The sequence below is a fragment of the Novosphingobium sp. GW821-FHT09E05 genome, assembly GCF_059416165.1.
Genome location: NZ_JBWKOQ010000002.1, coordinates 513,961 through 526,680 on the forward strand (window position 1 = coordinate 513,961; position 12,720 = coordinate 526,680).

Genomic DNA, 12,720 nt, shown 5'->3' on the forward strand with positions numbered 1-12,720 from the left:
GCATGATCATCGGCCTCGGCTCGGACCTTTGCAACATCGAGCGGATCCAGAATTCGCTCGACCGCTTCGGCGAGCGGTTCCTCCAACGCGTCTTCACCGAGGTCGAGCAGGCCAAGGCCGCGCGCCGTCCGCATACCGTCGCTGGCACGCTGGCCAAGCGCTTCGCCGCCAAGGAGGCCTTCTCGAAAGCGGTCGGAACCGGGTTCAAGGCCGGCGTGTTCATGAAGGACATCGGCGTGGTCAACGCCCCCTCGGGCGCTCCGACGCTGGCGCTCACCGGCGGAGCGAAGGCCCGGCTGGACTCGATGATCCCCGCCGGGCACGAGGCGGTCCTCCACCTGACGCTCACCGACGACCATCCCTGGGCGCAGGCCTTCGTCATCATCGAAGCCCGCCCTTCCGCTCCCGCCTGACCCGAGTCCCACCGCCACCATGACCGAGCATACCGCCCCGATGGCCCCGCTGCCCGCACCCCAGCCGGCAAAAGACGCGAAGGCCGCAACCAACTGGCTGCAGGAGCTGCGCGGCCTGTTCCTGATGCTGCTGGGCGTGCTGGCGTTCCACTCGTTCATCGCCAAGCCTTTCTACATCCCCTCGATCTCGATGATGCCGGGGCTGCTGGTGGGCGACCGGCTGGTGGTGTCGAAGTACCCTTACGGCTGGAACTGGTCGTCGCTCAGCTTCCACCTGCTGCCTCGCGCGACCTTGCGCATCCTCGGGCAGGTTCCGGAGTACGGCGACATCGTCATCGTCGTGCCCGGCAACCGCAAGGCCGACCTCATCAAGCGCGTGGTCGCCCGCCCCGGCGACCGCATCGCCGTGATCGACGGGCGCATCCGGCTCAACGGCAAGTTCATCCCCCGCGAGATCGAGCCGCCGGTGCAGATCGCCGCCGACGACGCCCTCACCTGCGAGGGGCAGGAGCCCGGCCACTGCTACGACGGCTTCGGCCAGTACCGCACCCGGCTGCCCAGCGGCCGCGAGGTCTACGAACTCCCGACTTACCGTGAAACCCTGCCCAACGGCGCGAGTTACCAGGTGATCGACTATATCACGCAGGACCTCGACAACTATGCGGAGATCACGGTGCCAGAAGGCCATGTCTTCCTGATGGGCGACGACCGAGACCGTTCGGCCGACAGCCGTGCACCGTTCTACGTGAACGCACGCGGCGAAGGCGAAGGCGGGCTCGGCGGTCCGGTGCCGCTTTCGGACATCGGCGGGCGAGCGGAATTCATCACCTTCTCGCTTGACGGCACGCAGAGCTGGAACCCGCTGACGTGGTGGAGCGCGCTGCGTGACGGGCGCGCCTTCACCAGCCTGCGCCCACCGATTGACGCCGCCCGCATCCAGCCCGAGGCCGCGCGCTGATGGCCAGCACGGGCGGCCCCGAACCCGAAACGGGGGAAGAGGACGCAACCCCCACCCGCCCCGGGCCGACCGACATCTCCGACCCGCTGATCCGGCACGAGGCGCGCAAGGCGTTCGTATGGATCGGCATGGTCGCCCTCTTCGCGCTTGGGGTATTCCTGTCACAGTCGCTGCTGGTCATCTTCGGCGGCATCGTCTTCGCCGCGTTGATAGACGGCGGCGCCCGCATGATCGGCCGCGTACTGCCGATCGGGCGCGGGTGGCGCGTGGCGCTGGTGTTGCTCGCAGCGATGCTGTTCATGCTGTGGCTGGCGCGCTTCGCGGGTAGCCAGATCACCCAGCAGGCCGCCGAACTCCCCGACACGATCGAGAGCCAGTTCCACCGCGGGCTCGCCTGGCTGGCGCGGCACGGCATGGAAATCAGGGTGCGCGACGTGCGCTCGATCGCGCAGGAGGCGATGGGCGGCATCGGTCAGGTCACAGCAGTGCTCGGCGGACTGCTCGGAGGGCTCACAACACTGTTCCTGATCCTGGTTCTGGGCATCTACATCGCGATGGAGCCGCGCCTCTACCGCCGCGGCGTGGGCTGGATGCTGCCGGTCGACCGCCGCGACCACTTCGAGACGACCGCGCAGGTCATGGGCCGCGCGCTGCGCCGCCTGCTGTTCGGGCGCGTCATCGGCATGACCGTCGAGGGGCTGTTCACATGGTTCATGCTGCAACTGTTCGGCGTGCCGATGGCGGTGCTGCTCGGCCTCATCACCGGCCTGCTCGCCTTCCTGCCCAACATCGGCGCGCCGATATCGGGCGCGATCATGGTGCTGGTGGGCTTCTCGGTCAGCGCCGAGATGGGGGTCTACACGATCTTCGTCTACCTGCTCATCCATCTGATCGACGGCTACCTGATCGTCCCCTACATCGCTCGCAAGACCGTGGACCTGCCGCCCGCGCTGGTACTCGCCGCGCAGCTCATCATGGGCGTGCTGTTCGGTCTGCTTGGCCTTGCGCTCGCCGATCCGCTGGTGGCGATGATCAAGATCTGGCTCGAACGCGAAGCCGCCCGTAACGGCGGCGAACCGGCCGAGGATGTCGGGAAGCTGGAGAGAGCCTGAGTGGCGCGCAAGTTCCTGTACCTGATCGCGGCCGTCACCGTCGCGCTCCTGCTGCTGATGGTGGCCCTGCGCGTCTGGTCGGACGACCTGACCGAGCTGGCCTTCGTGCCCGGCGTATCGTTCTCCCCGCAGAATGCCATGGCCTCCCAATCGTGGGAGAACCCGGCGATGTGGGTCTCGCGGCCCGGCCTCAAGGACGATCCTGCCTCCTGGCTCCCGCCCGGCGTCGCCCCGCCCGCGCAGAAGCTGCCGGTCGCCGTGTTCTTTATCCACCCGACCAGCTACATCGCGCGCGACGCCTGGAATGCCGCGCTGGACGACCGGACCAGCCGCGACCGCGCCGCCCTGTTCGTGCGAGGGATGGCGAGCCCGTTCAATGAGGCCGAGGCACTCTGGGCGCCGCGCTACCGGCAGGCGGCGGTCGGCGCGTTCCTCACGGACAAGCCCGAGGCGACGCAGGCGATCGACCTCGCCTACCGCGACGTGATCGCCGCCTTCGAGGTCTTCACTCGCCACTTGCCCGAAGACCAACCGATCGCGCTCGCCGGGCACAGCCAGGGCGCGTTCCTGCTGCGCCGCCTGCTGCGCGACCGTGTGGCCGGTACGCCGCTGGCCGACCGGCTGGTGGGCGCCTGGGTGATCGGCTGGCCGGTCTCGCTGGACCACGACCTGCCGCGCATGGGCCTCCCCGCCTGCGAGCGCGCCGACCAGCCGCGCTGCGTGGTCAGCTGGCTCACGGTCGCCGATCCCGCCGACACCGAGATGCTGGCGCGCGCCTACGGTCGCCGCACCGGGCTGGACGGACAGTCGGTGGCGGGCAGCGCGTTCCTGTGTACCAACCCGCTCACCGGAACCCAGAACACAGGTTCGGACGCAGCCGCCAACCTCGGCACCCTCGTCCCCGACTTCAAGGCCGGCGGCGGCGCGCTGACAGCTGGCGTGGTTCCGGCCGCCTGCGGACCCGACCATTTTCTCCACATCGGCGAGCCGCCCAAGCTCGACATGGGGCCTTACGTGCTTCCCGGAAACAACTACCATCTCTATGACGTGACGCTGTTCTGGGCCAATCTCCGGGCCGATTTCGAAAGACGCGTGGCCGCATGGCAGACAGCACACAACCCGCAGCGCTGATTACGACGGGCGCGCTCGCCTTCCGCGACGTGCTGCCCGGGCGCGGTGGGCTCATGGGCCTCGACCTCGGCAGCCAGACCATCGGCACCGCGTTCGCCGACGCCGGCTGGCGCATCGCCTCGCCCGGCAAGACGCTCAAGCGCGGCAAGTTCGGCGCCGACAAGGCGCTCATGCAGGAACTGATCCGCGAGCGGTGGATCAGGGGCATCGTCATCGGCCTGCCGCTCAACATGGACGGCTCGGAAGGCCCGCGCGCGCAGTCCAGCCGCGCCTATGCCCGCAACCTTTCGGTGCTGGGCCTGCCGATCCTGCTGTGGGACGAGCGCTGGTCCACCACCAGCGCCGAGCGCGGGCTCATCGACCAGGACATGAGCCGTGCCAAACGCGCAACGCGCATCGATTCGGCGGCGGCGGCGGTGATCCTCCAGGGCGCGGTCGACGCCTTGGTCGGCGGGCTGTTCTAGAGGTGTCATCGATCCTGCACCAGCAGGACCGAGCCTACCCCAGCATCTCCCGTCGTTTCACCGCCGCCACCGCGACGACGCGGCTGCCGCAGCCTTCAGCCTCGCGCCAGACGCGGTCCTGCGCCTCGATGCCTTGCGCGGCGCCCGCCAGCGCCCGCCAGGCCACGAGGCGCATGCGGTCGCTGGGGTGATGGCGGCCGAAGCGGGTGGCGAGGTCCTGCGCCTCTTCACCGCCCAGCGCGACGGCGATGCGCAGGAAAGTCTCGCTCGGCCCATGCCCCAGCACCCGCGCGATACGGCGCTCCTCCAGGTCGAACACATAGTGGTCCATCCAGCCGTTCGCCGCGTGCTCATGCGTCAGCGTCAGCGCCACCGAGAGCGCCGGTGGCGGGTACGGCACGTTGACGTCGCGGTGCGCACGGCAATGGATGAGCTGGCCGGGCTCGAGCTGCGAGCGGCCGAGACTGCGCAGTTCAACCGGCTCGCCGCTCCAGCCGGCGACCGCCGGATAGAGATACTCGTACTCGTCGAATGTCACGCCCGGGCCGAAATAGCCGAGCGTGAGGAAATCGTGGTTGTAGTCGCGCGCCTGGCCATAACCGAAGGCGTCCGGGCCGCTGGCGTGCAGGGTGCGTTCGTCCGCCGAGGGCCAGATGCTGGCGCTGATCGAATAGTGCCCCCGGCCCGGCGCGGCGAGGACGACGCGGTTGCCCGAGCCCCCGCCCCCACCCATTCCCGCCAGGCGGCTCGCCGTGCGGCCTCCCGGAGACCGGCCGGACAGCATCTCTATGAGAACGTCCCCCAGGAAGTCGCGGTCGTTGCCGAGACGCCGCAGCCAGTTGGCGGCGTGGGCGACGCTCTCGTCCTCCGAAGGGTCGAAACCCCACACGGCGAGCGCCTCGCATACTTCTGCCAGACTGGCCGAAGTCGGATCGGGCGCCGCGATCAGGCGGGCCATGACGCCGCCCGCCTGAGGTCGGGTCGGGATTGCAGCAGCACCGCAAGCAGCGAAGCCGCCTGCGGCCCGAGGGGATCCTCGGGATCGGCGGCGACCTGCCCGAGCAGTTCCACGCCGGCCAGCGCATCGAGCGCGATCACTTCGCGCAAGCTCTGCCAGCGCAGCGCCTCCCCGCCGCCGCCCAGCGCCACGCGCGCCATCTGCGGGACCGCGTCGATCCGCTTCATCCGGCCGAGAAGTTCCACGACCAGCTCGTCGCGGCCGTCTTCCCGGCGCGCGCTGGCCTGATGTACCAGCGCCCCATCGGCCAGGGCGTATTCGCGCACCGGTTCATGGTCGTCGAGCCGGCGTTCCAGCCGCAGGACCGCCATGACGCCTTCGACGCGGCGCACCTCGAACAGCTCGCGCGGGCCGAAGCAGTGGTAGGCGGTGCCCGCCGCCAGGTCCACGCGGCCGGACCCGAGCGGCGTACCTGCGGCCCGGTCTCCGCCAAGGCGCACATGGTCGGCCCATCCCGTTCCCGCGAGCACCCGGTTCCACGTCTCGACCGGGCGGAAGCGTGCGGTACGCGGGAGCGGCAGGACCGCGAGCGGGGCACCGTCGTAGGCCACAAGCGACAGCATAGCGGCGCCCGCCTCCGCCAGCACCAGTTGCGGGGCAGCGTCCCGGCCTGCGTGGCGCAGCGGCAACTGGCCAAGCGGATGACCGTCGAGAGCCGCCAGCCCCGCAGCGATGAGACTGCCGGCAAACGCCTGTGCGCGCGTGGCCGGCCCCTCGAACATCCGGGCCAGGGCCTTGCAACGGTCGAGCGGGGCGCCGCACCCGAAGCGCTCCATGGCCGCCAGCACGGGCGCCACCATCGGCTCCGCGCGCCACGCGCCGAGCGTCCTGGCGAGCGCGTGCTGGCCGCGCTCCCACTCGATGTCGTCCTGCCGAAGAGCGGCCAGCGCGCCGCGCAGTTCCATAACGGGCGTCAGTCCTGCCGGTGGAACGGGTAGAGGCAGGACCGCAGTTCTGCGTGATTGTCGTCGTTGGCGTCTGTCCGTGCGCAATCGTCCCGGCTGCCCCACACGCCTGTCGGCGCGGCGAGGTCGTGCAGGAGAGCGCGGCCGACAGGCTCTACCCGTCGCCACTGCGCTGCCGCGTCCACATGTATCGCTGCCATGCTCGAAGGTCCCATGTCGAGACTCCTGCCGCATCCCCAGCTGATATGTTGAATTAAAAAAATGTCATCGGCAACTGCCACAGTAAAAGCCGATAGCCTTCGACGAATACATATCCCGGCGACAAATCGCCCGTGGGTGATGGAGCTAGACGAACGCGGTTTTTTCGGGGTTGTGGAGCGCTAACCTCCGGTGGGAACCTTCAGTACGACCGTCAGGCGGCCCGTTGGATTATCCGACGGCATTGCGCCATCGACCCTGCGCACCGCGTCGGCGCGGGCCCGGTCGAGCACTTCCGCACCGATTCGCGAATCGTGGACAACCAGGTCGGCCGCACCGAGCAAACGGGCTTCGCGAAGCGTCAGGTCGTCAGGGTCCCAGCTGCGCAGGGTGATCTCGAACACGCCAGCCTCCCCCGCCTGTGCTCCCGCCAGCCATGCCGCTACGGCGCCGGCGTGGTGCTCGGCCAGGGGATCGAGCGCGCCGCCGGCCGCCAGCGCCGTATCGAGCGCACATCGACGCTCACCGGCCTCGGGAAACCGCTGGCGCAGCGCAGCGCGCGCCGCGCCCAGCGCAGCGGCCAGCGCGCCCAGCGACTGCGGCAGCAGCGCCTCGAGCCGCAGCCTCAACTGCTTGGCAAGTCCCGCCGATGCGCCCCCGGTGCCGACCGCGATCAGAACCGGCGAACGGTCGAGAATGGAGGGGACGGTGAAGTCGCAGAGCGCGGGACGATCGGTAGCATTGACCAGCATTCCGGCCGCACGGGCTCTGGCCACGTCGGCCTCGGCGGCAGCCGCGTCCTCGTGGGCGATGAAGGCCAGCCGCGCCCCGGCCGCGATGCCCTCGGCAAGGTCGGTGAGCACCACCGCACCCCCCCGCTCGACCAGCCGCCGCTTGGCCTCGGCCCCCTCGCCCCCGCCCAGCACCACGACCGGGGTGCCGGCGATGCGGTGGAACAGGGGCAGGGTTTCGATCATGGCGCCAAGCCTAGCAGGCCAGGCTCAATCCAGCCAGTCCGGCACCTGCTCGGCGGCGAGGATGGCGGCGGGTTCGATGCGACTCGCGACGATCGCCCACCTGTCGCCGTCGACCATGACCTCGGGCACCAGCGCGCGGCTGTTGTACGTGTTGGCCATCGTCGCACCGTAGGCCCCGGCAGTGCGGAACACCGCGAGGTCGCCAGCCTTCACTACGTCGATCTCGCGCCCCATGGCGAAGGTGTCCGAGCTTTCGCAGATGGGGCCGACGATGTTGGCGACCATCGTCTCGCCCGTGGGGTTCACAGCGGCAAAGTCGTGCCAGGCGTCGTACATGGCGGGGCGGGCGAGGTCATTCATGGCGGCGTCGACCACCACCCACGGCCTGCTGGTGCCCTCCTTGACTCGCACCACTTCGGTGACGAGCACGCCCGAGTTCCCCGTGATGACACGGCCCGGCTCGAACATCAGGGTGACGCCCCAGCCTTGCGCGACTTCGCTGACGAGGCGGCCGTAGTCGGCAGGTGTCGGCAGTTCGTCACCGGCCTTGTAAGGCACGCCGAGGCCGCCGCCGAGGTCCATGTGCGTGACGGTTTCGCCCTGCGCGCGCAGGTCTTCCATCAGCGCGCCCATCTTGAGGAAGGCCTGGCGCGAGGGTTCGAGATCGGTGATCTGGCTGCCGATGTGGACGGCGAGCCCGCGCATCGCCAGCCCCGACAGCGCCGACAGGCGGGCATAGATGCCCGCGGCGCGGTCGTAGGCGACGCCGAACTTGTTCTCCGCCTTGCCGGTGGAGATCTTGGCGTGGGTCTTCGCATCGACGTCCGGATTGACGCGCAGGGTGCAGGTGGCGCGGGCACCGAGATCAACGGCCAGAGCGGCGAGCTCCACGCCCTCCTCCTCGCTCTCGAGGTTGAACTGGCCGATCCCGGCGCGCAGCGCGGCGGTCAGTTCGGTGCGGGTCTTGCCGACGCCCGAGAACACGATGTCTTCCGGCTTCATCCCCGCGGCGAGCGCGCGGTTCATCTCGCCTTCGGAGACGACGTCGGCGCCGTAGCCTTCCCTGGCGAGCAGGCGCAGCACCGCGAGGTTGGGGTTGGATTTCACCGCGAAGGCGATGTGCACCTTGGGCAGCGCCGAGAGCGCCTCGCGGAATACCCTGGCGTGGCGCGCAAGCGTGGCGCGCGAATAGACGTAGACGGGGGTGCCGACTTCACGCGCGATGGTGCCAAGCGGCACCTGCTCGGCGTGGAGTTCGCCGTCTACGAGTCCGAAATGATCCATGGAATTTTCGCTGCCTTACTGGGGCTGGGGCGCTTCGGGCGGCGGCAGATCGAAGGGATCGTCCGCGCGCTCCTCGGAGCGGGTGCGCAGCTCGACGCTGCGCTCGGGAATGGCGACGGGCGATGCCGTCAGGAGTTCGGTCGCCGAGGGTTTGTCCGCCCGGCCGTAAGGCGCGGGCGGCAGTTGCTGCCCCGGTTTGAGCGCGAGGGGCGAGCGCTGCCCGCAGGCGGCGAGCGCCAGGACCATCACGATAATCGCCATCTTGCGCATCGACTTACTTCTCCAGACCCAGCGCCGCACGGGCCTCGGCCACCCGCAGACGCACCTGGTCGGGCGCGGTGCCGCCATGCGACTTGCGCGCGGCGACCGATGCCTCGACCGAGAGCGCCTTGAATACGCGCTCGTCGATGCGGCTGTCGATGGCCTTGAGGTCGTCCAGCGGCAATTGGTCGAGCGCCATGCCCCGGCCCTCGGCCAGCTTGACCGCGGCGCCGGTGATGTGGTGCGCCTCGCGGAAGGGGATGTCGCCCTCGCGCACCAGCCAGTCGGCAAGATCGGTGGCAGTGGCGAAGCCGAGTTCGGCGGCGCCGCGCATCCGGTCGATGCGGAATTTCGTCTCGGCGACCATGCCGGTCATCGCCGCGATCGACAGCGCCAGCAGGCTGGCGGCCTCGAACACCGGCGGCTTGTCGTCCTGCATGTCCTTCGAATAGGCGAGCGGCAGGCCCTTCATCGTCATCATCAGTGAGACCAGGCAGCCGGAAATCCGACCCGCATGGCCGCGCACCAGTTCGGCGGCGTCGGGGTTCTTCTTCTGCGGCATGATCGAGCTACCGGTCGACAGCGCATCGGGCAGCGTCACGAAGCCGAACGGCTGGCTGGCCCAGATGATGAACTCTTCGGCGAGGCGCGAGAGGTGCAGCGAGCACTGCGCGGCGGCCATCAGGTAGTCGAGTGCGAAGTCGCGGTCGGACACCGAATCGAGGCTGTTGTCGGTCGGCCCGTCGAAGCCGAGCGCCTGCGCGGTCATCGTCCGGTCGATCGGGAAGCCGGTGCCGGCCAGCGCCGCCGCGCCCAGCGGGCTGCGGTTCATGCGCTTCCTCGCATCGGCGAAGCGGGAGCGATCGCGGCCGGTCATCTCGTAGTAGGCCATCAGGTGATGGCCGAGCGTGACGGGCTGCGCGGTCTGCAGGTGGGTGAAGCCGGGCATGATGCTGTCCGCATGCTCATCCGCACGGGTGACCAGCGCGACCTGGAGCGCCTCGAGGCCGGACAGCGCCTGGTCCATGGCATCGCGGACCCAGAGGCGGAAGTCGGTGGCGACCTGGTCGTTGCGCGAACGGGCGGTGTGGAGGCGTCCGGCGACCGGCCCGATCAGCTGCGCGAGGCGCGATTCGGTGGTCATGTGGATGTCCTCGAGGTCCCAGTCCTCGGGCACGCCCTGCGCTTCGTACTCGGCCGCGACCGCGTCGAGGCCGTCGCGGATGGTCACCGCGTCCTCGCCCGAAACGACGCCGCAGGCGCCCAGCATCGCGACGTGCGCCTTGCTGGCGGCGATGTCCTGCCGCCACAATGCCTTGTCGAAGGGAATCGAGGCGTTTATCTCGCGCATGATCGCCGACGGTCCCTGCGCGAACCGCCCGCCCCACATTGCATTGGAGCCCCCACCCTTGCCGTCATTCACATCGCTCAAGTCGCTCGTCCTGTGTTCGCTCGCCGGGGCCTCGGCCCTCCTGATCGCGGGCTGCGATAGGCAAAGCGACAAGCAGGCGCAACCGCAGGCTTCCGAAGGTGCGCAGCAGGCGGGGCCAGCACAGCCCGCCGCCAAGTCCGACAAGCTCGACCGATCGCACAAGGGCGAGGCCATGCCGACCGTCAGCCTCGTCGACAATACGGGCGAAAGCCTCGACCTGTCCTCGTTCAAGGGCAAGCCACTGCTCATCAACTTGTGGGCGACCTGGTGCGCGCCGTGCATCGCCGAGATGCCCACGCTCGCCAAGCTGATCGCCCGCGAGCCGGAACTGGGTGTGACGATCCTGCCGATCTCGCAGGACACCGGGCAGGCCGACAAGGTCGTCGAAATCCTGCGCCGCCGCGAACTCGAGCAAATCGAGCCGTGGATCGATGAGCAGGGCGACCTCGGCTTCCAGTATGGCGGCAACCTGCCGGTGACCGTACTGTTCGACACGCAGGGCAAGGAAGTCTGGCGCTACACCGGCGGCAACGACTGGACCTCGCCCGAGGCGCTGAAGCTGATCGCGGAAGCGAAGTGACGAGTTAGTTGATGAAGTGCATGCGCGCGGCGGCCTTCCTGCAAGGCTACCGGGCGGTGGATGGATCGACGATGCAAAGAGCCGAATGCGAAGCTAGCAGGCGTCGGCGATGTAGGAAAATCGGGGTCGCCGCCTCCCCTCGGCGTTTTTGGGGTCTGTTCAGCGACCCTGCGCGGCATGGAATACGGCCAGCTGCGCCGCGAACGCCCGCTGGAACGCGGGCCGCGCCTCGCCGCGTGCGACGTAGGCGGCGAGGCTGGGATATTCCTCCACGAGGCCCGAGCCCGCCAGCCGGCGCAGCACGGAGACCATCAGCAGGTCCCCGGCGCTGAAGGTCCCATCGAGCCAGTCCGCCTCACCGAGCCGGGCGGCCAGCTGGCCCAGCCGTACGCGAACGCGGTCGTCGAGCGCGGACAGGCGCGCGTCGTACCAAGGTTTGCCGGCGTCGAGGAACGGCGCCATGTCGTGCTCGGCCACCGGCGGCTCCACCGTGCCCAGCGCGGCGAACATCCACATGATTGCGCGCGCCCGCCCATCCGGATCGTCCGGGAGCAGCCCGGGGTGGTGCTCGGCGATGTGGAACACGATCGCGCCCGACTCGAACAGGGCGAGCTTACCTTCCTCGTATGTCGGTATCTGGCCGAACGGGTGGATCGCGAGGTGCGCCGGCTCCTTCATCGCGGCGAAAGAGACCAGGCGCACGTCGTAAGCCTGGCCGACTTCCTCCAGCGCCCAGCGCACCGGCATATCGCGCGCAAGGCCCCGGCCCCCGTCGGGCGAGGCTGCGAAAGCGGTGATCGTGGGCTTCACGGGCAAACTCCGGCCGGTTGTGCGGGGTAACCCGCAAGGCAGGCTTTTCGCGGGCCGGAGTCAAGCCGACATCCCCTCGACCCCGCGAAACGGAGACCGCTGGGTCCTCTAGAGGCGATGGCTCTCCGGCGGAAACCTCCGGCGGGCGCCCTGCCGATGCGTGGGCGCGGCCCGGTCAGCGGTCCCGGGTCGGGCCGGGGACGACGTTATGCCGGCGTGGCCAGTTTGGACCCCACCGGCAGATAGCCCGGCGGCGTGACCTCGGTGAACCAGATAAGCCGCCCGTGCGCGGCGTCGGGGTGGATGGCGAAGCGGTCGTCGGTATCACCGATCACCGGCAGGCCCTTGCCGTGCAGGTACGTTGCGGCGGAGGCGGCGTTGCGGACCTTGAAGACGAGGTGGTGGATGCCCTTCACGTCGCGCGCGTGGTCGGCGATCGCCGAGCCCTCCGCGCCTTCCACCGCCTCGACCACGGTATCGCCCATGGCGAAGGCGGCGACCCGGGCATCGGGCAGGTCTCTTTCTCCGATCTCCGGCCATTCGAGCTTGCCGGCGAACAGCGCGCGCGCCTCGGCCAGCGAGGGCGTGGTGACGCCGACCGCCTGCAGGCCCTCGATGCCGAGCGGGTGCGCCTCGGGCGTCCACTGCGGATCATGGCGCGGGTCGTTCGGCATGTCCTGGCGCACGATCTCCAGCCGCACACCCAGCGCTTGCCCGCGTGGCACCAGGAAATAGTGCGCCTCCATGCCCGGATCGTAGTGCCGCTTGAAGCCGCGGCCTGCGAACCAGGCGTCGGCGGCGGCGAGGTCGGTGGTCTTGAGCGCCAGCCCGATCCAGCGCATCGGCATGGCCGAGCGGCGCAGCATGTCGCCCAGCGGATTGCCCACTTCCGCCCCGCGACCGGCCGGCGCGATCGGGATGACCATGGTGTCGCCCACCATCAGCAGCGATTCCTCGCGGTCGAGTCCCAGCGCGGCGGTCTCCGGGGTGACGAGGATTTCGTAGGCGGTCCTTGCGCCGAACACGTCGCGGAAGAAGGCATCGCACTCCGGGCGGTCGGCATTGTCCGCGAGGGCCCAGCTCACATGAACGAGGGGGAACTGCATGAGCGGGTCATCCTGCATGGAGGCGTGGGGCGGCAGAACCATGCCTCCACCTCATTCGTCATCCACACCCT

15 protein-coding genes are annotated in these 12,720 nt (G+C 69.4%); 6 read left to right on the forward strand and 9 right to left on the reverse strand.

Translation table 11 applies throughout. The annotated features are described in order from the left end of the window. The first annotated feature begins 2 nt into the window (after positions 1-2). Genes acpS through ruvX form a run of 5 tightly spaced genes read left to right on the forward strand, consistent with a single transcriptional unit; the run spans position 3 to position 4,078 of the window. The gene (gene acpS, locus AC07M9_RS14275) at positions 3-413 is read left to right on the forward strand and encodes a holo-ACP synthase (protein WP_494884425.1); all 411 of its coding nucleotides are present in this window, start codon (positions 3-5) and stop codon (positions 411-413) included. A gap of 19 nt (positions 414-432) precedes the next feature. Next, positions 433-1,371 (forward strand): signal peptidase I, encoded by a 939-nt coding sequence (gene lepB, locus AC07M9_RS14280; RefSeq protein WP_494884426.1) that lies wholly within the window; start codon positions 433-435, stop codon positions 1,369-1,371. Beyond that, positions 1,371-2,483 carry an AI-2E family transporter gene (locus tag AC07M9_RS14285; protein ID WP_494884428.1) on the forward strand — a complete coding sequence of 371 codons (1,113 nt, stop codon included), beginning with the start codon at positions 1,371-1,373 and terminating at the stop codon, positions 2,481-2,483. The genes lepB and AC07M9_RS14285 overlap by 1 nt, the downstream gene beginning before the upstream one ends. Continuing rightward, complete coding sequence (locus tag AC07M9_RS14290; protein ID WP_494884430.1) at positions 2,484-3,614, forward strand: DUF3089 domain-containing protein; 1,131 nt, start codon at positions 2,484-2,486, stop codon at positions 3,612-3,614. It begins immediately after the preceding gene. Next, positions 3,584-4,078 (forward strand): Holliday junction resolvase RuvX, encoded by a 495-nt coding sequence (gene ruvX / locus AC07M9_RS14295; RefSeq protein WP_494884432.1) that lies wholly within the window; start codon positions 3,584-3,586, stop codon positions 4,076-4,078. Before AC07M9_RS14290 ends, ruvX begins: the two co-directional genes overlap by 31 nt. Positions 4,079-4,112: 34 nt before the next feature. On the opposite strand, the gene AC07M9_RS14300 is transcribed toward ruvX, so the two are convergent. The 7 genes from AC07M9_RS14300 to argH all read right to left on the reverse strand — a co-directional run bounded on the left by AC07M9_RS14300 (position 4,113) and on the right by argH (position 10,111). Next, complete coding sequence (locus AC07M9_RS14300) at positions 4,113-5,036, reverse strand: transposase (protein WP_494884434.1); 924 nt, start codon at positions 5,034-5,036, stop codon at positions 4,113-4,115. Continuing rightward, positions 5,024-6,001 (reverse strand): hypothetical protein, encoded by a 978-nt coding sequence (locus AC07M9_RS14305; RefSeq protein WP_494884435.1) that lies wholly within the window; start codon positions 5,999-6,001, stop codon positions 5,024-5,026. Before AC07M9_RS14305 ends, AC07M9_RS14300 begins: the two co-directional genes overlap by 13 nt. A gap of 8 nt (positions 6,002-6,009) precedes the next feature. After that, a complete protein-coding gene (locus tag AC07M9_RS14310) occupies positions 6,010-6,201 on the reverse strand; it encodes a hypothetical protein (protein WP_494884437.1) in 192 nt (63 codons plus the stop codon). A gap of 180 nt (positions 6,202-6,381) precedes the next feature. Further along, complete coding sequence (locus AC07M9_RS14315; RefSeq protein ID WP_494884438.1) at positions 6,382-7,176, reverse strand: precorrin-2 dehydrogenase/sirohydrochlorin ferrochelatase family protein; 795 nt, start codon at positions 7,174-7,176, stop codon at positions 6,382-6,384. Between the two features lie 24 nt (positions 7,177-7,200). Next, a complete protein-coding gene (gene lysA, locus AC07M9_RS14320) occupies positions 7,201-8,460 on the reverse strand; it encodes a diaminopimelate decarboxylase (protein ID WP_494884440.1) in 1,260 nt (419 codons plus the stop codon). Between the two features lie 15 nt (positions 8,461-8,475). Next, positions 8,476-8,730, reverse strand: coding sequence for a hypothetical protein (locus tag AC07M9_RS14325; protein WP_494884441.1), 255 nt, complete (start codon positions 8,728-8,730; stop codon positions 8,476-8,478). Positions 8,731-8,734: 4 nt separating this feature from the next. Then, the gene (gene argH / locus AC07M9_RS14330; RefSeq protein ID WP_494884528.1) at positions 8,735-10,111 is read right to left on the reverse strand and encodes an argininosuccinate lyase; all 1,377 of its coding nucleotides are present in this window, start codon (positions 10,109-10,111) and stop codon (positions 8,735-8,737) included. Between the two features lie 19 nt (positions 10,112-10,130). Here argH and AC07M9_RS14335 point away from each other — a divergent pair, with 19 nt between their 5' ends. Next, positions 10,131-10,733: a TlpA family protein disulfide reductase gene (locus AC07M9_RS14335; protein ID WP_494884443.1), complete on the forward strand. Its 603-nt coding sequence runs from the start codon at positions 10,131-10,133 to the stop codon at positions 10,731-10,733. 159 nt (positions 10,734-10,892) lie between these two features. Here AC07M9_RS14335 and AC07M9_RS14340 read toward each other — a convergent pair whose 3' ends face one another. Further along, a complete protein-coding gene (locus tag AC07M9_RS14340) occupies positions 10,893-11,543 on the reverse strand; it encodes a glutathione S-transferase family protein (RefSeq protein WP_494884445.1) in 651 nt (216 codons plus the stop codon). A gap of 206 nt (positions 11,544-11,749) precedes the next feature. Then, positions 11,750-12,691, reverse strand: a complete 942-nt coding sequence (locus tag AC07M9_RS14345) for a VOC family protein (protein ID WP_494884446.1) — start codon at positions 12,689-12,691, stop codon at positions 11,750-11,752. Positions 12,692-12,720: the final 29 nt, after the last annotated feature.

Coding starts and splice junctions, on each gene's coding strand:
- argH (WP_494884528.1), bottom strand. CDS start 10,111: ATGTGGGGCGGGCGGTTCGCGCAGGGACCGTCGGCGATCATGCGCGAG.
- AC07M9_RS14325 (WP_494884441.1), bottom strand. CDS start 8,730: ATGCGCAAGATGGCGATTATCGTGATGGTCCTGGCGCTCGCCGCCTGC.
- AC07M9_RS14285 (WP_494884428.1), top strand. CDS start 1,371: ATGGCCAGCACGGGCGGCCCCGAACCCGAAACGGGGGAAGAGGACGCA.
- AC07M9_RS14300 (WP_494884434.1), bottom strand. CDS start 5,036: ATGGCCCGCCTGATCGCGGCGCCCGATCCGACTTCGGCCAGTCTGGCA.
- lepB (WP_494884426.1), top strand. CDS start 433: ATGACCGAGCATACCGCCCCGATGGCCCCGCTGCCCGCACCCCAGCCG.
- AC07M9_RS14315 (WP_494884438.1), bottom strand. CDS start 7,176: ATGATCGAAACCCTGCCCCTGTTCCACCGCATCGCCGGCACCCCGGTC.
- lysA (WP_494884440.1), bottom strand. CDS start 8,460: ATGGATCATTTCGGACTCGTAGACGGCGAACTCCACGCCGAGCAGGTG.
- acpS (WP_494884425.1), top strand. CDS start 3: ATGATCATCGGCCTCGGCTCGGACCTTTGCAACATCGAGCGGATCCAG.
- AC07M9_RS14310 (WP_494884437.1), bottom strand. CDS start 6,201: ATGGCAGCGATACATGTGGACGCGGCAGCGCAGTGGCGACGGGTAGAG.
- ruvX (WP_494884432.1), top strand. CDS start 3,584: ATGGCAGACAGCACACAACCCGCAGCGCTGATTACGACGGGCGCGCTC.
- AC07M9_RS14305 (WP_494884435.1), bottom strand. CDS start 6,001: ATGGAACTGCGCGGCGCGCTGGCCGCTCTTCGGCAGGACGACATCGAG.
- AC07M9_RS14345 (WP_494884446.1), bottom strand. CDS start 12,691: ATGGTTCTGCCGCCCCACGCCTCCATGCAGGATGACCCGCTCATGCAG.